Consider the following 24,126-nt stretch of genomic DNA (forward strand, 5'->3'; position numbering starts at 1 on the left):
CCCATGGGCTTTCGCCTGTCGAAGATTTACACCCGCACCGGTGACACTGGCGAAACCAGCCTGGGCGATGGCCGCCGCGTGCCGAAGGATCACCCACGCATCGAGGCGATTGGCGAAGTCGATACGCTGAACAGCCAGGTCGGCGTATTGCTGGCCGGCCTGATTGCCGAGCGCGAGGCCTATCCGAGCCTGAGTGAACTGATCGAGGTATTGGCGCCTTGTCAGCATCGACTGTTCGACTTGGGTGGCGAGTTGGCAATGCCGGAATATCAGGCGCTCAACGCAGCGGAAATCGAACGGCTGGAAACGGCGATTGATGTGTGGAATGAGGAGTTGGGGCCGCTGGAGAATTTCATTCTGCCGGGCGGTTCGATGCTGATCGCTCAGGCCCATGCGTGCCGAAGCCTGGCCAGGAGTGCCGAGCGACGCTGTCAGCATTTGAACGCCATTGAGCCGTTGGCCGGGGTTGGGCTGGCATATATCAATCGGCTGTCGGATTTGTTGTTTGTCGCGGCGCGGCTGATTGCGCGGCGGCAGGGGGTGGCGGAGATTCTTTGGCAGCCTGCTGCAAAACCTTCAGGACAGTAGCGCCTGAGCGGACGCCTTCGCGAGCAAGCCCCCAGTTGATTGCATTCCAATTAAAGGAACCCGATCAACTGTGGGAGCGGGCTTGCTCGCGAAGAGGCCAGCAGCATCACCACATATTTCAGCTCTCTGGCCAGAACGCCCGAATCCCCGCCACACCCTGAGCACCAACCCCCCAAGCCTTCTCCCGCTCCGCCGGACCAACGCCGCCGAGCAGGAACACCGGTTTGCTGCAACCTTCGATCAACGCTGAAGCCTGCTCCCAGCCCAGCGGCGTCGCATCCGGGTGAGTCAACGTCGGCTGCACCGGCGACAGGGTCACGAAATCCACCCCCATCTGCTCGGCCAGAGCCAACTCTTCTGCGCTATGGCAAGACGCCGCCAACCAACGCTGCGCCGGCAACGGGCGACCCGCCGCGGCGTATTTGCGCAACTGCGCAGAAGTGATATGCCAACCCGCAGACGGGAAATCACCGAGCCATTCGAACGGCCCTTTGATCATCAACTGCGCTTTACCGGCACACAGACCGGCGGCGTCTACTGCCAGATCGCGGTACTTCGGGTCATAGCCATTGGGCGCGCGCAACTGGATCAGCTTGATCCCGCCAGCAATTGCCTTCTGGATGCCGCGCAACAACGCCGCAGTTTCCAGGTCTTGCGGGGTGATCAGGTACTCAGCAGGTAACCGCGCCGCCGCAACGATCGGCTGGTTGGCGGCCGGGAACTCATAATTCGCCAGTTCCTTGGCGCTCACCCAGACCAATGGCTGGCCTTCGGCGCCATGGGGGGCGCCGCTGAAGCTCGAGACTTCCCAGACATCCAGCAGCACCTGCTTGTCCGGATAGTCATGGCGCACTTTGATCAATGGCCGGGCAGCGCCAACGACGATACCCAACTCTTCCTGCAGCTCACGGGCCAGCGCGCTTTCAACGGATTCGCCAGCCTCGACCTTGCCACCGGGGAATTCCCACAAGCCCCCCTGGTGCTGGGTATCGGCACGACGGGCAATGAGAATCTTGCCACTGTCGTCACGGATGACGGCAGCAGCGACGTGTACACGCTTCACGGGTTCAATTCCTCCAGTCCAGCCTTCTGCCAAGCCTTGAAGGCCGGCCATTGGTAGACGGTTTCAACATAGGCTTCGTCAGCCGCGGGCAGCTTCACCTGATAGGTGTGCAGACGCACGGCAATCGGAGCGAAGAACGCATCGGCCAGGCTCACGCGGCCAAACAGGTACGGCCCTTCTTCTGTGGCGACAGCACGGCATTCGGCCCACAACGCGAGCATGCGTTCAATATCGACCTTCACCTCCGGCGGCACCGGGTTCAGCGGCGCATCGTGGCTGAGGTTGAACGGCATGTGGTTACGCATGGCGAAGAAGCCGCTGTGCATTTGTGCACAGGCGGATCGGGCCTGGGCGCGGGCCGCGATGTCAGTCGGCCAGAGTGGCTCGGACGGGAACTGCTCAGCGAGGTATTCGGCAATCGCCAGCGAATCGGCGATGGTACCGCGCGCGGTTTTCAGCAGCGGCACCTTGGCCGTCGGTGAATGCTTGAGCAGTTGCTCACGGGTGTCGGGCTTGCCGAGTTTGATCAGTTCTTCGCTGTAAGGCGCGCCGGTCAGCTCAACTGCCAGCGCAGCACGTAGCGACCATGAGGAAAGCAGTTTGTCGCCGATGATCAGGTGCAGGGACATGGTTTTGGCGCCTTTTCGTCAGAGGAAAAGCTTTGGGACTTGTGGTGTCTGGACTGCCGTCTTCGCGGGCAGCTCATACCCGGCCTGTGGATCAGGTCCGGTATTCGGCGTTGATCTTCACGTATTCATGCGACAGGTCGGTGGTCCAGATCGTTTCGCTGCAATCGCCGCGACCCAGCTCGATACGGATCGTGATCTCTTCCTGCTGCATCACCGCCGAGCCTTGCGCTTCAGTGTAGGTCTCAGCACGAGCGCCACGGCTGGCGATGCACACATCACCAAGGAACACGTCGATCTTGCTCACATCCAGTTCCGGCACGCCGGCACGGCCGACAGCGGCCAGGATGCGACCCCAGTTCGGATCGGAGGCGAACAGTGCGGTCTTGATCAGCGGCGAGTGTGCCACGGTGTAACCGACGTCCAGACACTCCTGATGATTGCCGCCGCCGTTGACTTCAACGGTCACAAACTTGGTCGCGCCTTCGCCGTCACGCACGATGGCCTGGGCCACGTCCATGCACACTTCGAACACCGCTTGCTTGAGTTTGGCAAACAGTTCGCCTTCGGCACGGGTAATTTCCGGCAGAGCCGCCTGGCCGGTGGCAATCAGCATGCAGCAATCGTTGGTCGAGGTGTCGCCGTCGATGGTGATGCGGTTGAACGACTTGTTGGCGCCGTCGAGCATCAGATTTTGCAGCACGTCGCGGGCAACTTTGGCGTCTGTCGCGATGTAGCCGAGCATGGTCGCCATGTTCGGGCGAATCATGCCTGCGCCTTTGCTGATGCCGGTCACCGTGAGGGTCACGCCGTCATGCTGGAACTGGCGGCTGGCACCCTTGGGCAGGGTGTCGGTGGTCATGATGCCGGTGGCGGCCGCTTCCCAGTTGTTTTCCGACAGATCATCCAGCGCGGCTTGCAGCGCACCTTCGATTTTCTCGACCGGCAGTGGCTCGCCGATGACACCGGTGGAGTACGGCAGAATCTGATTGGCGTCGACGCCAGTCAGCTCAGCCAATCTGGCGCAAGTGCGCTCAGCCGCGGCCAGGCCTGGCTCGCCGGTGCCTGCGTTGGCATTGCCGGTGTTGGTCAGCAAGTAGCGCACAGCGTTCTGCACGCGTTGTTTCGCCAGGATCACAGGCGCAGCACAAAAAGCGTTCAACGTGAACACGCCCGCCACGGTCGAACCCTCAGCGCAGCGCATCACCACAACATCTTTGCGCCCGGGGCGCTTGATGCCGGCCGAGGCGATACCGAGTTCAAAACCGGCAACCGGGTGCAACGTTGGCAAAGGACCAAGACCAACAGCCATGAATGCGCTCCTTACTCAATGATGTCAGCACCGCCCATCGTTGGGACGGTGGCTTGAATGGCAAAACGCCGCGACGGCAGAAGCCGGTCGCGGCGCGGGTATTTCAGCCGTTGTAACGGGTTTTACTGGATCTGCCCGTGGCAATGCTTGAATTTCTTGCCCGAACCGCAGTAGCACAGTTCGTTGCGGCCCAGCTTCTGCTCGTTGCGCACCGGAGCGGTGGCGAGGGCCACATCGACCTCTTCACCCAACGCGTCCGGTTGATCCAGACCAGGAGCTTCGGCATGTTCGAACTGCAAGCGGGCAGCCAGTGCCTCAGCTTCCTCACGCAGGCGTTGCTCTTCGGCTTCCGGATCTTCGCGGCGCACCTGAACGTGCGACAGCACGCGGATCGAGTCGCGCTTGATCGAATCGAGCAGCTCGGAGAACAGCGTGAACGACTCGCGCTTGTATTCCTGCTTCGGGTTCTTCTGGGCGTAGCCACGCAGGTGGATGCCGTGACGCAGGTGATCCATGGTCGACAGGTGATCTTTCCACAGATCGTCCAGCACGCGCAGAACGATTTGCTTCTCGAAGGAGCGCAGTGCTTCGGCACCGGCCTGATCTTCTTTCTCGTTGTACGCAGCGATCAGCTCGTTCATCAGCTTCTCGCGCAGGGTTTCTTCGTACAGGTGATCGTCTTCATCGAGCCATTGCTGGATCGGCAGTTTCACCCCGAAGTCGCTGGCAAGCGCTGCTTCCAGACCGGCCACATCCCACTGCTCTGGCAGGGACTGCGGCGCAATATGGGCGCTGATGGTCGCGTTGAGCACGTCCTGACGGAAATCGGCGATGGTTTCACCGATGTTGTCGGCGGCCAGCAACGTGTTACGCATGTGATAAATCACTTTACGCTGTTCGTTGTTGACGTCATCGAACTCGAGCAGTTGCTTACGAATGTCGAAGTTACGCCCTTCAACCTTGCGCTGCGCCTTCTCGATCGCGTTGGTCACCATGCGGTGCTCGATCGCTTCGCCCGGCTGCATGCCCAGGGCTTTCATGAAGTTCTTCACCCGGTCAGAGGCGAAGATGCGCATCAGGCTGTCTTCCAGCGACAGGTAGAAGCGGCTGGAACCGGCATCACCCTGACGGCCGGCACGACCACGCAACTGGTTGTCGATACGGCGGGATTCGTGACGCTCGGAGGCGATGACCTGCAAGCCGCCGGACTCCAGCACTTGCTGGTGACGCTTTTGCCAGTCGGCCTTGATCTGGGCAATTTGCTCAGGGGTCGGGTTTTCCAGCGAAGCGACTTCAACTTCCCAGTTACCGCCCAACAGGATGTCGGTACCACGACCGGCCATGTTGGTGGCGATGGTCAGTGCGCCCGGACGACCGGCCTGCGCAATGATCTCGGCTTCTTTTTCGTGGAACTTGGCGTTCAGAACCTTGTGTTCGATGCCTTCCTTCACGAGCAGTGCGGACATGTGCTCGGAGGTTTCGATGGTGGCAGTACCCACCAGCACCGGACGGCCAGCGGCCATGCTTTCCTTGATGTCCGCCACGATCGCCGTGTATTTCTCTTCGGCGGTGAGGAATACCAGGTCGTTGTAGTCTTTACGCGCCAACGGTTTGTTCGGCGGAATGACCATGACTTCCAGACCATAGATCTGGTGGAATTCGAACGCTTCGGTGTCGGCGGTACCGGTCATGCCGGACAGCTTGGTGTACAGACGGAAGTAGTTCTGGAACGTGGTCGAGGCCAGGGTCTGGCTCTCGGCCTGAATATTCAGGTTTTCCTTGGCTTCGATGGCCTGGTGCAGGCCTTCGGACAAACGACGGCCCGGCATGGTACGGCCGGTATGTTCGTCGACCAGTACGACCTGGCCGTCCTGCACGATGTATTCAATGTTGCGATTGAACAGCTTGTGCGCACGCAGACCGGCATAGACGTGGGTCAGCAGGCCCAGGTTATGTGCCGAATACAGGCTCTCGCCTTCAGCCAGCAGGCCAACGCGGGTAAGCATGTCTTCGATGAACTGGTGACCGGCTTCGTTGAGTTCGACCTGACGGGTCTTCTCATCGACGGTGTAATGGCCGGCCTTGGTGACTTCGCCTTCGACTTCTTCAACGTGCAGTTCCAGCTGCGGGATCAGTTTGTTGATCTCGATGTACAGCTTGGAGCTGTCCTCGGCCTGACCCGAAATGATCAGCGGGGTACGCGCTTCGTCGATAAGGATGGAGTCGACTTCGTCGATCACGGCAAAGTTGAGTTCGCGCTGGAATTTTTCTTCCATGCTGAACGCCATGTTGTCGCGCAGGTAGTCGAAACCGAATTCGTTGTTGGTGCCGTAAGTAATGTCGGCAGCGTAAGCCGTGCGTTTTTCTTCCGGCGGCTGGAACGGCGTCACGACGCCGACAGTCAGGCCGAGGAACTCATACAGCGGACGCATCCAGTTGGCGTCACGGCGGGCCAGGTAGTCGTTCACGGTCACAACGTGCACGCCCTTGCCGGACAGTGCGTTGAGGTAAACACCCAGGGTAGCCACGAGGGTTTTACCCTCACCGGTACGCATTTCGGCGATCTTGCCTTCATGCAAGGTCATGCCACCGACGAGTTGTACGTCGAAGTGGCGCATGCCCATGATGCGCTTGCCGGCTTCACGGGCGACCGCGAAGGCTTCTGGCAACAGCTTGTCGAGGGTTTCCCCTTTGGCGATGCGGGCCTTGAACTCATCGGTCTTGGCGCGCAATTGATCGTCCGAAAGGGCCACCATTTGCTCTTCGAAGGCATTGACGAGCTGCACCGTCTTGAGCATGCGTTTGACTTCACGCTCGTTCTTGCTTCCAAAAAGTTTCTTTAACAAAGGCGCAAACATATCGGCAGGATCTTCCACACTAAAGGGATGGAGGGCGGCCCCGTGAGTCGCCCGTGCAGCCCTCATGGCCGCATGCGAACGAGCATTCTACCCGGAAACGGTGGTGAGGAAAGTGGCGATGTTCCACGATGCTGGCACTGCGCTTTGACGGGGCTCACTTGAAATAGGGGCGTTTTGCTCAACTTCAAGTCATGCAGAAAAGAAGTTAGTGGTTGATTTAATGGGCAAAGCAGGGGCAAAAGCAATGGGCGAGTGATCTCGCTGCTTTCTGCTACCATGGCGCTTCTGTTACTTCAGGTGTTCGATCATGGCATTTCGCCCTCTTACGGCCAGAGCACCCGCCGTTCTACTGCGCGAAGCCAAGCCGCTCAAAGCCATCCTCGGCCATGCCCAGCGTTTGGGTCATTTGCAGCGTCTACTTGAAAGCCAACTGCAACCCGCTGCCCGCGAACACTGCCATGTCGCTTCGTGGCGTGAAGGCAGTCTGTTGCTGATTGTCACCGACGGCCACTGGGCCACACGCCTGCGTTATCAGCAAAAGCGTCTGCAACGGCAATTACAAATGTTCGACGAGTTCGCCAGCCTGACGCGGATTCTGTTCAAGGTGCAACCGCCAACGGTTCAGCGTGGCGCGAGCGGGCATACCATGGACCTGTCGACGGATGCAGCGGCGACGATTCAGGCGACGGCGGACGGGATCACTGATCCGGGTTTGCGCGCAGCGCTGGAGCGCCTTGCCGCGCACGCCAAAGCCAAGACCTGACATCGATCTGACGGGGAGCGAGCAAGCCCGCTCCCACCGGTTGATCAGCGGCGTTTGCTGCCGCCGAGCAGGGAGCCCATCAGGCCGCGTACCAGTTGCTTGCCCAGGTTGTTGGCAGCCTGGCGCATGGCCGATTTCAGCGCCTGCCCTGCCGCCGTACCAAGAAACTCCCCTGCCCTGTCGGCCAGACCAGGCTCTGGTACTGCTGGCTTGCCCGCCGGTGTTTCAGGCTCCGGCGCCAGGTTTTTGCGTCCCATGAGAATTTCATAAGCCGACTCCCGGTCAATCGGTTTGTCATACCGGCCCTTGAACGGTGAGCCGGCTATCAGCATCGTGCGCTCGGTTTGCGACAACGGCCCGATTCGTGACTGCGGCGGCGCGACCAGCACGCGCTCAACCATTTGCGGCGTGCCCTTGTCCGCGAGTGTGCCGACCAGCGCCTCGCCGATACCCAACTCAGTCAGCACCGACAAACTGTTGAACGCAGGGTTGGGCCGGAACCCGTCCGCCACTGCGCGCAGGGATTTCTGCTCTTTGGTGGTGAAGGCGCGCAACCCGTGCTGGATGCGCAAACCAAGCTGCGCCAGCACATCGTCCGGCAAGTCAGCCGGTGATTGGGTGACGAAATACACACCGACACCTTTGGACCGAATCAACCGCACCACCTGTTCCAGGCGCTCTTGCAAGGCTTTGGGTGTGTCGCCGAACAACAAATGCGCCTCATCGAAAAACAGCGCCAGCAGCGGTTTATCCGCGTCACCGCGCTCTGGCAGTTGTTCGAACAACTCGGCCAGCAGCCACAGCAAGAACGTCGCGTAGACCTTCGGCGCCTCATGCACCAGACGGCTGGCGTCAAGCAGATGAATGCGCCCACGGCCATCGGCGGCCGGTTGCAGGATGTCTTCAAGTTGCAGTGCCGGCTCGCCAAACAAGGCTTCTGCGCCCTGCTGTTCCAGGGTTGCCAGCCGACGCAATAGCGCCTGACTGGAACCGGTGGTCATCAGCGCGGCGTCGTCTCCCAACATTTGCGGATTGTCTTTGAGGTGATTGAGCAGCGCTTTCAGGTCCTTCAGATCCAGCAACAACAGCCCCTCACGATCCGCGACTTTGAACGCGGCATACAGCGCCGCTTGCTGGCTGTCGGTGAGTTCCAGCAGGGTGCCGATCAGCAGCGGGCCCATCTCACTTAACGTGGTGCGCAGCGGATGGCCCGACTCGCCGTGGATGTCCCACAACGTCACCGGATAAGCCTGCGGTTTGTAGTTGAGCCAAGGCATCCCGGCAATGCGCTCGGCGACTTTGCCCTGGGGGGTGCCGGCAGCACCAAGGCCGCACAGATCACCCTTGATGTCGGCAGCGAATACCGCCACGCCCGCGTCGCTGAAGGCTTCGGCCAGACGCTGCAAGGTGACGGTTTTACCCGTACCGGTCGCGCCGGCGACCAGCCCGTGTCGATTCGCCAGACGCATGGCCTGGGCGATCGGTTGCCCCGCGAGATCGGCGCCGATTACGAGTTGCGATGAGTCAGGCATTTTGTCACCCGTTGGTTAATCTTTGATTCTGCATGGCCGATAAAGAAAGGTGAGAGCCCGACCAAAAGTCAGGACAGACATTTCCCTAAGGAGAGACGGAAATATCAGCTTACTTTCATCCTTGCCCATTGCGCATGTTTCTATAAAAGCACGCCCTGGACATTAAGACCTTAGCGGAACCCCAAGCCATGAACAAAAATCTGCGCTTCAGCCATAAAATTTTGCTTGCCGCCGCCCTCATCGTCATTGCTGCCTTCGCCTCGTTCACGCTGTATAACGACTGGCTCCAGCGCAATGCGATTCGAGATGACCTGAACAACTACCTCAACGAAATGGGCGAAGTCACCGCCGGCAATATTCAGACGTGGCTCAGCGGCCGCATTCTGCTGGTCGAGAACGCCGCACAAAACATCGCCATCAACCCCGAACCCGCCAATGTCGCCAGTCTGCTGGACCAGAAGGCCCTGACCTCGACGTTCATGGCCACCTACCTGGGCGATGCCACCGGTCATTTCACCATCCGCCCGGACGTGAAGATGCCGGACGGTTTCGATCCACGGGTTCGCCCTTGGTACAAAGGTGCCGAGAGCAGCAGTACCCCGACCCTGACCGAGCCCTACATCGACGCGGCCACCGGCCAACTGATCATTTCCATTGCCACCGCCTCGAAAAAGGCCGGCCAGAGCGTCGGCGTGGTTGGCGGCGACTTGAGCCTGCAATCGCTGGTCGACACCCTCGCCGCCCGGGACTTCGACGGCATGGGTTATGTGTTCCTGGTCAGCGCCGACGGCAAGATCCTCGTGCACCCGGACAAAGCGCTGGTGATGAAATCGCTGAAAGAAGCGTATCCGCAGGACACCCCGCGCATCAGCAGCGACTTCAGTGAAATCACCGTCGATGGCAAAACCCGCATCGTCACTTTTGCCCCGATCAAAGGCCTGCCGTCGGTGAACTGGTACATCGGCCTGTCGGTGGACAAGGACAAAGCCTTCGCGATGCTCAGCCAATTCCGCGCCTCGGCAGTGATTGCGACGGTTATCGCGGTAGCCATCATCATTGCCCTGCTCGGCATGCTGATCCGTATCCTCATCCAGCCACTGCACGTCATGACCCGCGCCATGGAAGACATCGCCGATGGTGAAGGCGACCTGACCAAACGCCTGACCATCGTCAATAACGATGAGTTCGGCACCCTCGGCACCGCGTTCAACCGCTTCGTCGAGCGCATCCACCGCTCGATCCGCGAAGTGTCGTCGGCCACAGGGCAAGTCAACGAAGTCGCGCTGCGCGTGGTCGCCGCGTCGAACTCGTCGATGTACAACTCCGATCAGCAAGCTTCGCGCACCAGCAGTGTCGCCGCCGCGATCAATGAGCTAGGTGCCGCGGCTCAGGAAATCGCCCGCAATGCCGCGCAAGCCTCGAATCAGGCCAGCGATGCCCGCGGCCTCGCTGAGGACGGCCAGCAAGTGGTGGATCGCAGCATCAAGGCGATGAATCAACTGTCGAGCATGCTCAGCGCATCGAGCAGCAACATTGAGTCGCTGAACAGCAAAACCGTGAACATCGGCCAGATTCTCGAAGTGATCACCAGCATTTCCCAGCAAACCAACCTGCTGGCACTCAACGCTGCGATCGAAGCGGCGCGTGCCGGCGAGGCCGGTCGTGGTTTTGCCGTGGTGGCGGATGAAGTGCGTAACCTGGCACACCGCACCCAGGAATCAGCGCAACAGGTGCAGACCATGATCGAGGAGTTGCAAGTCGGCGCCCGTGAGTCGGTGAGCACCATGAGTGACAGCCAGCGTCACAGCCAGGACAGCGTGGAGATTGCCAACCTCGCGGGTGAGCGTTTGAACAGTGTGACCCAGCGCATTGGCGAGATCGACGGGATGAACCAGTCGGTGGCCACCGCGACCGAAGAGCAAACGGCCGTGGTCGAGTCGATCAACGTGGACATCACCGAAATCAACACGCTGAATCAGGAAGGCGTTGAGAACCTGCAGGCGACGTTGCGTGCCTGTTCGGATCTGGAGCAGCAGGCTTCGCGGTTGACGCAGTTGGTGGGCAGTTTCCGCATTTAAGATCAAAAACCTCCCCCCTCACCCCAAGGTGTGAGGGAAAAGGGCGCCGATCTTCAAGCGTTTCAAACCTGAGTTGGGCTCAAACTCTCAGGTCGATGTATCAAGCCCAAACACTTCGCGCAGCCCTCTCCTTCCGGGAGAGGGCTGCGCTTCGTTGCACCGCACAAATCCCGACCGAACATCTATTGTGGATAAAGGTCAACCAAAGGAGAGCAACGCTGCGGAGGGACGATCACTGTGCACATCGCCGATATCACCATGTTCTATGCCCCGGCCAGCGGTGGCGTACGCACTTATCTTGACGCCAAACACCGCCGGTTGGGCGTCAAACCCGGGACTCGTCACAGTCTGCTGATCCCGGGCGCGCATTTCGGTGAAAACGATGGTGTTTATACGGTTCCCGCTCCCGCCCTGCCCTTTGGCAAGGGTTACCGCTTCCCCGTGCGTTTGGCCCCTTGGCGAAACGTCCTGCAGGACTTGCAGCCCGATCTGATTGAAGTGGGCGACCCGTACCTCACCGCATGGGCCGCACTGGATGCCCGGCGCCAACTGGATGTACCGGTGATCGGTTTTTACCATTCCGACCTGCCGCTGCTGGCCAGTAACCGCATGGGACATTGGGTTACGCCCAACGTCGAGGCCTATGTCACCAAGCTCTACGGCAACTTTGATCGGGTACTGGCGCCGAGCCAGGTTATGGCTGACAAGCTGACGGGCCTGGGGGTGCGCAACGTCTTCGTGCAACCGCTGGGCGTTGACCTGCAAAACTTCCACCCGGGCGCCGCTGATCCAGGCTTGCGCGCCCAACTGGGGATCGCCGAAGACACGCGCCTGCTGATCTTCGCCGGGCGCGGCTCGAAAGAGAAAAACCTGCCGGTCCTGCTCAAATGCATGCAACGCCTCGGCCCGCGCTATCACCTGCTGCTGGTGGGTTCATCGATGCCCGCCGTGGTGCCGGACAACGTCAGCGTCATCAATCAATTCTGCCCGGCACCGACCATTGCCCGACTGATGGCCAGTGCCGATGCCTTGGTGCATGCCGGCGATCAGGAAACCTTCGGTCTGGTGATCCTCGAAGCCATGGCCTGCGGTATTCCGGTTGTGGCGGTGGCGGCCGGGGCTTTTCAAGAGATCGTGCCAGAATCCTGCGGCCTGCTGTGCGCACCGAACAACCCACAAGCCATGGCCAACGCCGTGCACGAGTTGTTCAGTCGCGACAGCGCAAGACTTGGCCAACAGGCGCGCCAACATGTCGAACGGCATTACGCCTGGGACACCGTGGTCGACAGTTTGCTGAGCCACTACCATGCCGTCCTCGGCCATGTGACACGGAAGGTGGCCAATGGCTGATTCCCTGAATCGCCCCGCCGTACTGCTGACGCTGCACGACGTGGCCCCCTCTACCTGGGCGGATTACCGACCTTTTGTAGAAACAGTCGATGCTTTAGGCAACGTGCCGATGACCTGGCTGGTGGTACCGGATTTTCATCGCCGTGATGCCCTTGACGCTCACCCGGACTTTCGTCGACTGCTGAGCACCCGCCTCGCACGCGGCGATGAACTGGCTTTGCACGGTTATTTTCATGATGACCAGGAACCTGACCCGACCACGCCACGCGATTGGTTCATGCGCCGTCTCTATACCCATGAAGGCGAGTTCTATCGTTTATCCCACAACGCCGCGCTCGCCCGCCTGCGCACCGGCATTGAACTGTTCCAGCGCTACGATTGGCCGCTGCACGGCTTCGTTGCTCCAGCCTGGTTGATGAGCGAAGGCACGCGACAAGCTCTGCGCCAATTACCGCTGCGCTACACCAGCGATCCTCAGCACCTTTATCGTCTGCCGGACTTCACCCCTGTCGATGCGCCGGGGCTGGTATGGAGTGCGCGCAGCGCCTGGCGTCGTGGTAGCGCGAACACCGCTGGCGTCACGCCCCAGTGATTCGTCTAGGCTTGCACCCGGTGGACATGCGTCATGGCTACTCCCGCGATTACTGGCTCAATACCCTCCTGCGGCTGCTGGCGTCAGGAAGAGTGCCGATGACCAAGGTGAACTGGCTTGCACAACAGCGCGGTCAACGGGTACGTGCCGCATGAGTCGCGGCCTTGTGTTGTTGCTTGGTCTGCTCGCAGCCGTGCTGATCCCGTTGCTGCTCGGCGGCAGCGGAATCTGGGCGCGCTTGCAAAACTTTCCGCTGCAATGGCTGCTGATCATGTTCGCCATGATTCTGCTTTGCTGGGGCATCAACACCCTGCGTCTGCGCTTATTGCTCGGCGATCAGCGTAATCGCATCACGCCGATGAAGAGCCTGGGCGTGGTCATGGCCGTTGAATTCGCCTACTGCGCGACACCGGGCGGCAGTGGCGGCCCCCTGACGATCATGGCCCTACTGGGCCGCTGCGGCGTGCGCCCGTCCCGCAGCAGCGCCGTGTTTGCCATGGATCAGTTGAGTGACCTGCTGTTCTTTCTGTGCGCCTTGAGTGGCATTCTGATTTACGCCGTGTTCCGGCACCTGAGTGATCGTCTCGAATGGCTTTTAATCGTCAGCGCCGTATCGTTGTTCGGCGGGCTGTTCAGTTGCGTACTGCTGGCGCGATACCACCGCCCACTGATTCGCCTGAGCGGACGGCTACTGGCCAGAATGAACGTGCCCGCGAGCACGCGCCGTCGCTGGACGCGCAAGGTGCTGCACTTTCTCGCCGACTTCATCAATGCTCTGAAGTTGCCCTGGCAGACGTTGAGCAAAGTGTTCGCCCTCACCTGCGTGCATTGGCTGCTGCGCTACAGCGTGCTGTATCTGGCGTTGCGTGGACTGGGCGCGGACTTGCAGTGGGCCTGGAGTTTTCTGGTGCAGATGCTCTCGCTGGGCGCCGGACAGCTCAGTCTGTTACCCGGTGGCGCGGGCGCTGCGGAGTTGACCTCGGCGGCACTGTTGGCGCCAATGGTGGGAAAATCCACCGCGGCGGCGGCCATTCTGATCTGGCGGGTGGTGACGTACTACTTCTATCTACTGGTCGGCGGCCCGGTGTTCCTGTTGATGCTAGGCAGACCACTGCTCAAGAAGCTGATGAAGGCGCGGCAGGCTTCTTAGGCCCATCCTGCTCTTCTTTTATTTGCTCCCACAACTCGGCGGCGCCGGGAAACTCCGTCCCATCCTCCTCCCTCATGTCATCCGGGTCATAACGGCTCAAACAACCTTCCCCCAAGGTGGCAGGCGCTTTGGAAGTGGCTTTGTCCAGTGGATCGCTCATGGCATTTCCTCAAGGGCTGAAACGGCGAAGGGCCTGGAGCGATTGAACGCCCAGGCCCTTCGATATTCAAGCATGCGTGAGTTCGATCAGAACACCACGGTCTTGTTGCCGTGCACCAGCACCCGGTCTTCCAGGTGATAACGCAAGCCGCGAGCCAATACCATTTTCTCGACGTCACGACCGAAACGCACCATGTCTTCGATGCTGTCGCTGTGGCTGACGCGGACAACGTCCTGCTCGATGATGGGACCGGCGTCCAGCTCTTCGGTCACGTAGTGGCAGGTCGCACCGATCAGCTTCACGCCGCGCAGAGAGGCCTGGTGATACGGTTTGGCGCCCACGAACGACGGCAGGAAGCTGTGGTGAATGTTGATGACCTTGTGTGCGTATTCACGGCACAGTTCCGGCGGCAGGATTTGCATGTAGCGCGCCAGCACCACCACTTCAGCGTCGTGCTGTTTGACCAGACGCGACACTTCGGCGAACGCCGGTTGCTTGTCCTGTGGATTGACCGGGACATGGTAATAAGGAATGCCGTGCCACTCGACCATACTGCGCAGGTCGTCGTGGTTGGAGATGACGCAGGAGATTTCGCAGTCCAGTTCGTCGCTGTGCCAACGGTGCAACAAGTCAGCCAGGCAATGGGATTCGCGGCTGGCCATCAGCACAACGCGCTTCTTCTGCTCGGTGTCAGTGATGCGCCAGTCCATCGAGAACTCTTCGGCGATCGGCGCAAACTTCTCGCGCAATACGTCGATACCGAACGGCAGCGAATCGGCACGAATCTCGTGACGCATGAAGAACCAGCCGACCTGATTATCCGAGTGGTGGCTTGCTTCAGTGATCCAGCCATTGTGGGCTGCCAGAAAATTACTGACTTTGGCAACAATGCCAACGCGGTCCGGGCAAGAAATCACCAGCCGAAAAGTGCGCATGAGGGGGAACTCCAGAACTTCGCAAAGGCCGCCATTCTAGCGACTGCGCAGGAAAACTGCAGTATTGATGAACGCAGGCATCGAGGCGGCCCCTGACGCACATTTTTGTGCGCAGGGCGATCATTGTTTGATCAGATAACTGTGAATATCCGTGATGACTGCATCACATTATTTAACTGAACATTCAATCTGCAGCTAAATCCCGTAACTAATTTAAATAAAAACGCCGGTTAAATGTTTACTTGATGAAACAGCCTGACTATTATTGCGGCACTGTCCCTGCCATTCAGCACTTTACTAAGGTAGTAATCATGTCCTTGATCAACGAATATCGCGCCACCGAAGAAGCTATCAAAGAGCTGCAAGCCCGTTTGAAGAACCTGTCCGAAGACGACAAATTGCAAGCCGAGCTGGAATTCGAAGGCAAGCTGCGCACCCTGATGGGCGAATACTCCAAATCCCTGCGTGACATCATCGCGCTGCTGGATCCGGATTCGAAAACCAAAGCCCCACGCGGCGGCGCAGTAAAAACTACCGGCACCAAGCGTGCTCGCAAAGTTAAACAATACAAAAACCCGCACAACGGCGAAGTCATCGAAACCAAAGGTGGCAACCACAAGACTCTGAAAGAGTGGAAACTCAAGTGGGGCGGTGACGTGGTTGAAGGCTGGGCTACCCTGCTGGGCTAAGCCGCAGCGCCTTCGCAGAGCAATCCGCGAAAAAAGAAACGCCAGCCAATGCTGGCGTTTTTTTATGCCTGGGATTTAGACCCGGTCATGTTCGATTTCAAAGATTCAATCGTTTGCGTAATGCCTGGACATGATTCTGCCATTCATTGAGAACCACTCTCTGCTCCGGCGTGGCATTAAGCGTCCATTGCTCTGCGCTCTCTGTAAAAGATTGAAAGGTATTCGGTGCGCCCCATTCCGGCTCGGACAACCGTTGCTGACAAAATATTCTCCAGCGCTCTTGCTCTTCAAAAGTCAACGTTTCAGGAAAGTTGCGTGCTCGATAGCGAAAGAGTAATTCAGGCAAACGTTCATCATCGAAAGGCCATTGCTCTTGCGCTAATTGAGCAGGATCGGCCGCTCTCACTTGCTCACATAGACGCCGGTCGCGGTCACCGATAAATCCGTCGTACAACTGTTGTTCCGGATCCTCGCTCGGGGTGAAATCTTCGCTGGCATAAATTGCCGCCACTTTATCTTTCCAAACTTGTTGTGCGTCAGTTAGCCGCAGCGCTCGCGCCTGATAAAGCGCCATGTCCAACCCCAACCGTTGCTGATCCTGTGCACGCAATACCGACAGTGGCGCCACCACCGGGCAACGGTTGATATGAATCAGCTTGAGCGGCACTGGTAACTCACCTTCCAGCAAATCGTCACGACGGGTGTACAGACGCTGCCGCAAGGCGTGTGCATCCAGGTCGAGCAGGCCCTGCGGATCAAGGTGCAGGTCGCAGACGATCAAGGCGTTGCGGTTTTTCGGGTGCCAGGCCAGCGGCAGTACCACACCGACATAACTGCGCGCCGCCGAGAATCGCCCGCTAATGTGCACCAAAGGCTGCAACAGGCGAATCTGATCCATGACTTTTTGCTTGCTGCGTAACTGGAACAGCCAGTCATACAGTTTTGGCTGTTTCTCGCGGATCAACCGCGCCAGGGCGATGGTCGCGCGCACGTCCGACAACGCTTCATGGGCATTGCCATGATCAATATTGTTGGCGGCCGTCAGACGTTCGAGCTTGAGCGTTACCCGCCCCTCTTCATCGGTCGGCCAGACCAGGCCTTCCGGGCGCAGCGCACAGGCGGCACGTACCACGTCGATCAGATCCCAGCGACTGTTGCCGCCCTGCCATTCACGGGCGTAAGGATCGAAGAAATTGCGATACAAGCTGTAGCGCGTCATCTCGTCGTCGAAGCGCAAGGTGTTGTAACCCGCGCCGCAAGTGCCAGGGGCGGCCAGTTGCGCGTGCACCCGGGTCATGAAATCGGCTTCGCTCAAACCCTTTTCGGCGAGTTGGCCTGGGGTGATGCCAGTGATCACGCACGCCGCCGGGTGCGGCAGGATGTCTTCGCTGGGTTGGCAGTAGAGGTTGACCGGCTCATCGATTTCGTTGAGGTCGTGGTCGGTGCGAATCCCCGCAACCTGCAGCGGACGGTCGCAACGGGGATTGATGCCAGTGGTTTCGTAGTCGTACCAGAAGATGGAAGTCACGGGCGGTTCCTGAACTGAAGATCGGCAAAGTCTAGGCGTTCAACCGCGGTGGCGGCCAGCCTTGCGTCATTCAAGCACTTCGCGCCACACGCGGTGCAATACATAGTTATGTCGTTTTCCCCCGAGAGGCTGCTAGCATCGGGTTCACTTGCACCCCGAACAGGCGAACATCAGGTAGCCCATGCTCGAACCCACAGCACCGCCAAGGAAAGCATCGCTGGCCCCGCCGCTGGATACGCGGCATCAGGTCGAAACACCGGAAGGCATCGACTTGCCCTTGCGTCCGGCCGGGTTGATGGTGCGGTCCATCGCCTTCGCGATTGATCTGGGCCTCCGCGGCGTGCTCATGGGCGTGCTGTTTATCGTGCTGGCATTTCTCGGCAAGCTCGGCATGGGCCTCGGCTCGCTTTTGCTGTTCGCGATCAGTTGGTGGTACATGGTGCTCTTTGAAGTGCTGCGTCAGGGACGTTCGCCGGGCAAACAATGGATGGGGCTTCGCGTGGTGCACGATGACGGCACCCCCATCGGCTGGTCGGCCTCCCTGCTGCGCAACCTGCTGCGCTTTGTCGATCTGCTGCCATTCGGTTACTTCCTCGGCGCCATCAGTTGCCTGCAACACCCGACCTTCAAACGTCTGGGCGACATCGCAGCCGGCACATTGGTGGTCTACAGCGAACGCCCGCTCAGTCGTCCGCAACTGTCTGATGCCGAACCTCGACGCTCACCGGTGCCCCTGACACTCGCCGAACAACGCGCCGTGCTGGGCTTTGCCGAGCGCCAAGGAGAGTTATCGCCTGCACGGGTCAATGAACTGGCGGCCCTGCTCGCCCAGCCATTGCACATTCCAGCGCCCAAGGCTGTGGCTGAACTCAATGGCATCGCTCGCGGCTTGTTGGGCCCGACATGAAACAAAGCCTTTTCGAAACGCGGCACAAGGCCGAATGGGAGCGTTTTGCACTGGCCCTTGAACGCCTTGAGCGCGGCAAGGAGACTTCGCAAGTCGCCGGTTTCCCCAAAGCCTACCGCCGGCTTTGCCAGCATCTGGCGTTGGCGCAGGAACGCGGCTACAGCAGTTTCCTCATTGATTCGCTGCAACAACAAGTGCTGCGTGGGCATCAACAGCTTTACCGTCACCGCAGTCGACTCGGCGCCAATCTGCTGAGTTTCATCCTCGCCGACTTCCCCCGCCTGGTCCGTGCCGAATGGCCCTTTGTGCTGGTCGCCAGCCTGCTGTTCTTCGGCAGCCTGATGGGCGTCGGCGTGTTGGTGTATTTCTTTCCCGAACTGGTCTACAACCTGATCCCCGCCGATCAGGTGCGCGAGATGCAAGGCATGTACGACCCGGTCGCCGGACACCTCGGGCGTCCCGCCGAACGCGCGGCCAGCGAAGACTGGGTGATGTTCGGTTACTACGTGATGCACAACATCGGCATTGCCTTTCAGACTTTCGCCAGTGGCTTGTTGCTAGGCGTCGGCAGTGCCTTCTTTCTTTTTTACAACGGCATGGTCATCGGCGCGGTGGCCGGGCACCTCAGCGAGATCGGTTTCGGCCAGACCTTCTGGTCATTCGTCATCGCCCATGGCGCCTTTGAACTCAGTGCCATCGCCCTCGCCGGGGCCGCCGGCCTGGAACTCGGCTGGGCATTGATCGCGCCCGGGCGGCTGACCCGCAGCGAAGCGCTGAAACGCGCCGCACGCAAAAGCGTGTTGCTGGTCTGCGGCGTGATGTTGTTCCTGTTGATTGCCGCGTTTATCGAAGCTTATTGGTCGTCGAAAACCAGCGTCACACCACTGACCAAGTATCTGGTCGGCGCCGCGCTTTGGGCTCTGGTCGCGGTCTATCTGTTGTTCGCCGGAAGGACCCGCCATGCGCCTGAGTGACGCCACTGTGGTGATTCGCCCGCGCACGACCTGGGAAGCCATGGACCTGGGCGTGCTGATGAGCCAGCAACATCGGCGTCTGCTGATGACCAGTTGGGCGATTGTCACCCTGCCGCTGTTCGCCTTGCTCAGTCTGTTGCTGTGGGATTCGCCGTCACTGGCGGTGTTTATCTTCTGGTGGCTGAAACCGGCGTATGAACGCCTGCCGCTGTATATCCTGTCGAAAGCGCTGTTTGGCGAAACGCCGACACTCAAGCAAGCCCTGCGCGAATGGCCGCGCCTGCTCAAACCGCAACTGCTGGCCAGCCTGACCTGGCGCCGTCTGAGTTTCAGCCGCAGCTTCCTGCTGCCGGTGGTACAACTCGAGGGCCTCGACGGCAGCGCCAGACAACAGCGTCTGCACGTGCTCCTGCAACGCAACGCAGGTAAAGCGCAGTGGTTGACCATCATCGGCGTGCACCTGGAAACCGCGTTGTGGATCGGCCTGATGGTGCTGTTCTACATGCTGCTGCCGCAGCAAATCGAAACGGACTGGAGCTGGCAGTCGCTGATACTCGCGGCGGATCAAGACTGGCGCTGGCTCGAACACCTGACCAATGCCTTCTACGCGCTGGTGCTGGTGGTGTGGGAGCCGATCTATGTCGCCTGCGGCTTCAGTCTTTATCTGAACCGGCGCACACAACTGGAAGCCTGGGATATCGAACTGGTGTTTCGTCGCTTGCGACAGCGCCTGAACAACGGTGTATTGGGAGTGCTGCTGGCAGTTTTTCTGGTGCTGCCGAATGTGCCTTCGACCTGGGCTGATGAACCGGATGACAGTCCACAGGCACCGCGACTGTTGAATCAGCCTCTGACCAGTCAGGCCTCACGGGACAGCATCAAGGCACTGCTTGAGCAACCGCCGTTCAAGAACAAGGAATCCGTCACCCGCTATCGCTTTAGCGACGACCCGGCGAAACCTGCCCAAGCGCAAACACCGGGTGAAGCGCCGCAGTGGCTGAAAACCCTTTTGGGCTGGCTCGACGGGCAACACTTGAATGGACTGGCGAAGATTATTGAAGTGCTGTTGTGGGGCACGGTGATTGCTGCGTTCGGCTGGCTGATCTGGCGTTATCGCGACTATCTGCAAGCGTTCGTCAGCCGCCGCCCCAGACTGTCTGCCAAACCGAAACGCGCGCTGCCGCAACAAGCCTTCGGCCTGGATTTGAACCGCGACACCTTGCCTGACGACATTGCAGGCAGCGCCGAACAACTCTGGCCAAGCCAACCCCGTGCAGCGCTGGGCCTGCTGTATCGAGGGCTGCTCAGCCATCTGCTCCACGACTTCGATATGACCCTGAAACCCGCCGATACCGAACTTCAGGTACTCGCGCACGTTGAACAATTGCAACGCCCGGAACTGCTCGCCTTCAGCCGCAGCCTGACTACCCATTGGCAGAACATGGCCTATGGGCATCGCGTCCCGGCAGCCCCCTTGAAGCAGGAGCTGTGCGATGGCTGGCGTGCCTTGTTTGGTCCCGGAGCCGCCCGTTGAATCGCCGGACACTGTGGTGGGTGGCTGCGTTGATCGCCCTGTTGATCGGCACGCTGAGCGTGTTCCTCTACCTCAACGCCACGCCTTATCAGGAAGAAGTCGATCACGGCCCCTCTCCCGCCGCGCAAGCGAATCCGTATCTGGCTGCCGAGCTGTTTTTACGTGAACGCGGGCTCAACGTCAGCCATGCCGAAAGCCTCGCGGCACTCCCCGATATCGATCCACGCCGCCACACGTTGCTGTTGTTCAACGACCGCTCACGCATGACCCCGCGTCAGGTTGACCAAGTGTTGAACTGGACCCGGGCCGGTGGGCGACTGGTGTTCGTCGCCGAGTCGCTGTGGGATGAGCAGAGCAAACAAAGCAACGATCTGTTGCTCGATCGCGTGCAACTGCATCAATCCCTGAGCAAGGATCTGAAAGACGTACCCGCAGACGCTGAACCAGAGCGCTTCCCGAAACTGACCAAACTCTATCTGGAAGACGAAAACGCACCGGCCTACGCCGGCTTCGACACCGACTTCCACCTCGACGACCCGAAGAACCTCGCGCAAGCCTGGGCCAACAGCGCCAAGGCCACGCACATGATGCAACTGCCCTATAGCCTTGGCACGATCACCGTGGTCACCGACGCCGAGTTGTGGAAGAACAAGACCATCAGCCAATACGACAATGCCTGGCTGCTCTGGTATCTGAGCGCTGACACCGATGTCACGCTGATCTACAACACCGAGCACGATGGCCTGCTGAGCTTGCTCTGGCGCTACTTCCCGCAAGCCATTGTCGCCTTGCTCGCGTTGATCGGTCTGTGGCTCTGGCATGTCGGCGTGCGTCACGGCCCACTGCAATTACCCGCCCCGAGTGGACGCCGGCAATTGCAGGAACACCTGCGCGCCAGCGCCGATTTTCTGTTGCGCCACAACGGCCAGCAGGCGCTGCTGCAAGCACTGCAACAGGATGTGCTGCGCCGCGCCCGTCGCCGTCACCCCGGCTTTGATCAATTGAACGTTGCCGAACAATGGCTGGCGTTGTCGCGCCTGACCCGACAACCCACCCGCGCCATCAGCCAGGCCCTGAGCCCGGTGTCGGATCGGCGCTTATCCAGTGCCGATTTCTGCCGCCAGGTCGCCCACCTGCAAACCTTGAGGAACACGCTATGACTGAACAGATCGAGCCCGGCAGCGCCAGCCACGCCGCCCAGCAACGCCAGCGCGCCAGTCAATTGGCTCAAGCGGTGCGCGGCGAATTGCACAAAGCCGTGATCGGCCAGAACGCGGTGATCGACGACGTGCTGACCGCGCTGATCGCCGGCGGCCATGTGTTGCTTGAAGGCGTTCCCGGTCTGGGCAAAACCCTGCTGGTGCGTGCCTTGGCCCGGTGTTTCGGCGGTGAGTTCGCGCGCATTCAGTTCACCCCGGACCTGATGCCCAGCGACGTCACCGGCCACGCCGTGTACGACCTGCACACCGAGCAGTTCAAGCTGCGCAAAGGCCCGTTGTTCACCAACCTGTTACTGGCCGACGAAATCAACCGCGCCCCGGCGAAAACCCAGGCGGCACTGCTCGAAGCCATGCAGGAGCGTCAGGTCACACTCGAAGGTCGTGCCCTGCCCATCGCGCAACCGTTCATGGTTCTCGCCACGCAAAACCCGATCGAACAGGAAGGCACTTACCCACTGCCCGAAGCCGAGCTTGATCGCTTCATGCTCAAGGTGCGCATGGACTACCCCGACGCCGATCAGGAGCTGAACATGGTGCGTCAGGTCAGCCGCTCGACCCGCGCCGACATGCTCGATGTGCAGCCGCTGCGCACGGTGTTGCAAGCCAAGGACGTGCAGGCCTTGCAGCGTATTGCCAGCGATTTGCCGCTGGACGATCAGGTGCTCGATTACGCCGTGCGTCTGGCGCGCAGCACGCGCACCTGGCCGGGGCTGACCCTTGGCGCCGGGCCACGCGCCTCGATTGCCCTGGTGCGTTGCGCCCGTGCCCGCGCTTTGTTGCGTGGCGGCGAGTTCGTGATTCCCGATGACATCAAGGGCTGCGCACTGGCCGTGCTGCGCCACCGCGTGCGCATCGCGCCAGAACTGGACATAGAAGGTTTGCAAGTCGATCAGGTACTGCTGCAACTGCTCGACCAAGTTCCGGCGCCGCGCCTGTGAAACCCTCGCGCCTGCTGCTGATCTGGCTGGCTCTGCTGCTGCTCATCGGCACACTGCTGGGCACCTTGCAGGCATTGCAGATCGACCTCCCGGCCAGCCTGATTTCAATCAACTGGGGATTGCTGCTGGCACTGCTGGCATTGGCGACGCTCGACGCCCTGCGCCTCAAGCGTCTGCCGGCATTGCGCATCACACGGCAGATGCCCGGCAGTCTGGCGCTCGGGCGCTGGGGTGAGGTGCAACTCAAGGTTGCACATGACTTTGCCATGCCACTGAACATTGAGCTGTTCGACCATGTGCCGGATGGCCTGAGTTTTGAAAACCTGCCACTGAACGTCGAGCTGCAGCCCGGTCAAACCAGCCAGATCAGCTATCGCCTGCGCCCGTTGCAACGCGGCCATTTCAGCTTCGAGCATTGCGAAATGAACCTGCCGAGCCCGTTGGGTTTGTGGTCGGGCAAGCGCTTGCTCGACGTGATCGACAACACCCGCGTCTATCCGGACTTCGCCAGACTTTATGGCGGCGAACTGCTGGCGGTGGACAATTGGCTCAGCCAGCTCGGCGTGCGCCAGCGGCAACGTCGCGGTCAGGGCCTGGAATTTCACCAACTGCGCGAATTTCGTGAAGGCGACAGCCTGCGCCAGATCGACTGGAAAGCCACCGCACGCCAACGCTCACCGATTGCCCGTGAATATCAGGACGAGCGCGATCAGCAGATTATCCTCATGCTCGACTGTGGCCGACGCATGCGCAGCCAGGACGATGAACTGTCGCACTTCGACCACGCGCTCAATGCCTGCCTGTTGCTCAGTTATGTGGCCTTGCGTCAGGGCGATGCGGTGGGTTTGAGTACCTTCGCTAGCGATCACCCACGCCATCTCGCGCCGGTCAAAGGCAGCGCGCAACTGAACGTACTGCTGAACACGGTTTATGACCTCGACAGCACGCAGCGCCCTGCCGACTATCAGGCCGCCGCCAATCAACTGCTGACGCGACAGAAGCGTCGGGCCTTGGTGGTGCTGGTAACCAACCTGCGCGATGAGGACGATGAGGAACTGCTGAGCGCGGTCAAACGCCTGAGCGCACAACATCGGGTATTGGTCGCCAGTCTGCGCGAAGAAACGCTGGACACGTTACGCCAGACCACGTTGCAAACGCTGCCCGAAGCGCTGGCTTACTGCGGCACGGTGAGTTACCTGAATGAGCGGGCAGAACTCCATGAGCGGTTGAGCGCTCATGGCGTTCCGGTGGTGGATGTCCGGCCCGCAGAGTTGGGGGCCGAACTGGTGACGCAGTATCTCAGTTGGAAAAGGAGCGGAACCGCATGAC

At 60.0% G+C, this 24,126-nt stretch carries 20 protein-coding genes and 2 pseudogenes; 14 read left to right on the forward strand and 8 right to left on the reverse strand.

Translation table 11 applies throughout. The annotated features are described in order from the left end of the window. The first annotated feature begins 3 nt into the window (after positions 1–3). Positions 4–588 carry a cob(I)yrinic acid a,c-diamide adenosyltransferase gene (locus tag AACY02_RS04930; RefSeq protein WP_339430985.1) on the forward strand — a complete coding sequence of 195 codons (585 nt, stop codon included), beginning with the start codon at positions 4–6 and terminating at the stop codon, positions 586–588. Positions 589–706: 118 nt separating this feature from the next. Here AACY02_RS04930 and AACY02_RS04935 read toward each other — a convergent pair whose 3' ends face one another. The 4 genes from AACY02_RS04935 to secA all read right to left on the reverse strand — a co-directional run bounded on the left by AACY02_RS04935 (position 707) and on the right by secA (position 6,447). Continuing rightward, positions 707–1,651 carry a Nudix family hydrolase gene (locus tag AACY02_RS04935; RefSeq protein WP_339430986.1) on the reverse strand — a complete coding sequence of 315 codons (945 nt, stop codon included), beginning with the start codon at positions 1,649–1,651 and terminating at the stop codon, positions 707–709. Continuing rightward, positions 1,648–2,280: a glutathione S-transferase family protein gene (locus AACY02_RS04940; RefSeq protein ID WP_339430987.1), complete on the reverse strand. Its 633-nt coding sequence runs from the start codon at positions 2,278–2,280 to the stop codon at positions 1,648–1,650. Before AACY02_RS04940 ends, AACY02_RS04935 begins: the two co-directional genes overlap by 4 nt. A 91-nt stretch (positions 2,281–2,371) precedes the next feature. Continuing rightward, a complete protein-coding gene (gene argJ, locus AACY02_RS04945; RefSeq protein ID WP_339430988.1) occupies positions 2,372–3,589 on the reverse strand; it encodes a bifunctional glutamate N-acetyltransferase/amino-acid acetyltransferase ArgJ in 1,218 nt (405 codons plus the stop codon). Between the two features lie 122 nt (positions 3,590–3,711). After that, positions 3,712–6,447, reverse strand: a complete 2,736-nt coding sequence (gene secA, locus AACY02_RS04950; RefSeq protein ID WP_339430989.1) for a preprotein translocase subunit SecA — start codon at positions 6,445–6,447, stop codon at positions 3,712–3,714. Between the two features lie 307 nt (positions 6,448–6,754). Between secA and AACY02_RS04955 the strand changes: the two genes are divergently transcribed. Next, positions 6,755–7,210 (forward strand): DUF721 domain-containing protein, encoded by a 456-nt coding sequence (locus AACY02_RS04955; protein ID WP_339430990.1) that lies wholly within the window; start codon positions 6,755–6,757, stop codon positions 7,208–7,210. A gap of 44 nt (positions 7,211–7,254) precedes the next feature. Here the strand turns inward: AACY02_RS04955 and AACY02_RS04960 are convergent, their stop codons facing one another. After that, positions 7,255–8,742: a helicase HerA-like domain-containing protein gene (locus AACY02_RS04960; RefSeq protein ID WP_339430991.1), complete on the reverse strand. Its 1,488-nt coding sequence runs from the start codon at positions 8,740–8,742 to the stop codon at positions 7,255–7,257. A gap of 188 nt (positions 8,743–8,930) precedes the next feature. Here AACY02_RS04960 and AACY02_RS25955 point away from each other — a divergent pair. The 5 genes and pseudogenes from AACY02_RS25955 to AACY02_RS04980 form a co-directional block, all read left to right on the forward strand. Continuing rightward, positions 8,931–9,962 (forward strand): annotated as a pseudogene (locus tag AACY02_RS25955) (HAMP domain-containing protein); the annotation flags it as partial. Positions 9,963–10,055: 93 nt separating this feature from the next. Then, on the forward strand, positions 10,056–10,820 hold the full coding sequence (locus AACY02_RS25960) for a methyl-accepting chemotaxis protein (protein WP_401160180.1): 765 nt from the start codon (positions 10,056–10,058) through the stop codon (positions 10,818–10,820). Between the two features lie 237 nt (positions 10,821–11,057). Next, positions 11,058–12,170, forward strand: a complete 1,113-nt coding sequence (locus AACY02_RS04970) for a glycosyltransferase family 4 protein (protein WP_445261484.1) — start codon at positions 11,058–11,060, stop codon at positions 12,168–12,170. Next, a pseudogene (locus AACY02_RS04975) lies at positions 12,163–12,917 on the forward strand (DUF2334 domain-containing protein). Before AACY02_RS04970 ends, AACY02_RS04975 begins: the two are co-directional and overlap by 8 nt. After that, positions 12,914–13,912, forward strand: a complete 999-nt coding sequence (locus AACY02_RS04980; protein ID WP_339430993.1) for a lysylphosphatidylglycerol synthase transmembrane domain-containing protein — start codon at positions 12,914–12,916, stop codon at positions 13,910–13,912. Before AACY02_RS04975 ends, AACY02_RS04980 begins: the two are co-directional and overlap by 4 nt. Here AACY02_RS04980 and AACY02_RS04985 read toward each other — a convergent pair. Both AACY02_RS04985 and purU read right to left on the reverse strand, forming a co-directional pair. Continuing rightward, positions 13,878–14,072, reverse strand: a complete 195-nt coding sequence (locus tag AACY02_RS04985; RefSeq protein WP_339430994.1) for a hypothetical protein — start codon at positions 14,070–14,072, stop codon at positions 13,878–13,880. The genes AACY02_RS04980 and AACY02_RS04985 overlap by 35 nt on opposite strands. A gap of 86 nt (positions 14,073–14,158) precedes the next feature. Beyond that, positions 14,159–15,007: a formyltetrahydrofolate deformylase gene (gene purU, locus AACY02_RS04990; protein ID WP_221730666.1), complete on the reverse strand. Its 849-nt coding sequence runs from the start codon at positions 15,005–15,007 to the stop codon at positions 14,159–14,161. A 311-nt stretch (positions 15,008–15,318) separates the two neighbouring features. Between purU and mvaT the strand changes: the two genes are divergently transcribed. Continuing rightward, on the forward strand, positions 15,319–15,696 hold the full coding sequence (mvaT, locus tag AACY02_RS04995; protein WP_339430995.1) for a histone-like nucleoid-structuring protein MvaT: 378 nt from the start codon (positions 15,319–15,321) through the stop codon (positions 15,694–15,696). A 97-nt stretch (positions 15,697–15,793) separates the two neighbouring features. Here the strand turns inward: mvaT and sbcB are convergent, their stop codons facing one another. Next, the gene (gene sbcB, locus AACY02_RS05000; RefSeq protein ID WP_339430996.1) at positions 15,794–17,224 is read right to left on the reverse strand and encodes an exodeoxyribonuclease I; all 1,431 of its coding nucleotides are present in this window, start codon (positions 17,222–17,224) and stop codon (positions 15,794–15,796) included. Between the two features lie 181 nt (positions 17,225–17,405). Between sbcB and AACY02_RS05005 the strand changes: the two genes are divergently transcribed. From AACY02_RS05005 to AACY02_RS05030, 6 genes are read left to right on the forward strand one after another with little or no spacing between them, the layout of a single operon-like run. Next, on the forward strand, positions 17,406–18,131 hold the full coding sequence (locus tag AACY02_RS05005) for an RDD family protein (RefSeq protein WP_339430997.1): 726 nt from the start codon (positions 17,406–17,408) through the stop codon (positions 18,129–18,131). Beyond that, positions 18,128–19,105 carry a stage II sporulation protein M gene (locus AACY02_RS05010; RefSeq protein WP_339430998.1) on the forward strand — a complete coding sequence of 326 codons (978 nt, stop codon included), beginning with the start codon at positions 18,128–18,130 and terminating at the stop codon, positions 19,103–19,105. The genes AACY02_RS05005 and AACY02_RS05010 overlap by 4 nt, the downstream gene beginning before the upstream one ends. Next, positions 19,092–20,639: a DUF4129 domain-containing protein gene (locus AACY02_RS05015; protein ID WP_339430999.1), complete on the forward strand. Its 1,548-nt coding sequence runs from the start codon at positions 19,092–19,094 to the stop codon at positions 20,637–20,639. Before AACY02_RS05010 ends, AACY02_RS05015 begins: the two co-directional genes overlap by 14 nt. Next, on the forward strand, positions 20,636–21,799 hold the full coding sequence (locus AACY02_RS05020) for a DUF4350 domain-containing protein (RefSeq protein ID WP_339431000.1): 1,164 nt from the start codon (positions 20,636–20,638) through the stop codon (positions 21,797–21,799). Before AACY02_RS05015 ends, AACY02_RS05020 begins: the two co-directional genes overlap by 4 nt. Then, a complete protein-coding gene (locus AACY02_RS05025) occupies positions 21,796–22,797 on the forward strand; it encodes an AAA family ATPase (RefSeq protein WP_339431001.1) in 1,002 nt (333 codons plus the stop codon). The genes AACY02_RS05020 and AACY02_RS05025 overlap by 4 nt, the downstream gene beginning before the upstream one ends. Next, a complete protein-coding gene (locus AACY02_RS05030) occupies positions 22,794–24,125 on the forward strand; it encodes a DUF58 domain-containing protein (RefSeq protein ID WP_339431002.1) in 1,332 nt (443 codons plus the stop codon). The genes AACY02_RS05025 and AACY02_RS05030 overlap by 4 nt, the downstream gene beginning before the upstream one ends. Position 24,126 lies beyond the last annotated feature (1 nt).

The organism is Pseudomonas sp. EA_65y_Pfl2_P78, assembly GCF_963970495.1.
GTDB lineage: Bacteria > Pseudomonadota > Gammaproteobacteria > Pseudomonadales > Pseudomonadaceae > Aquipseudomonas > Aquipseudomonas baetica_A.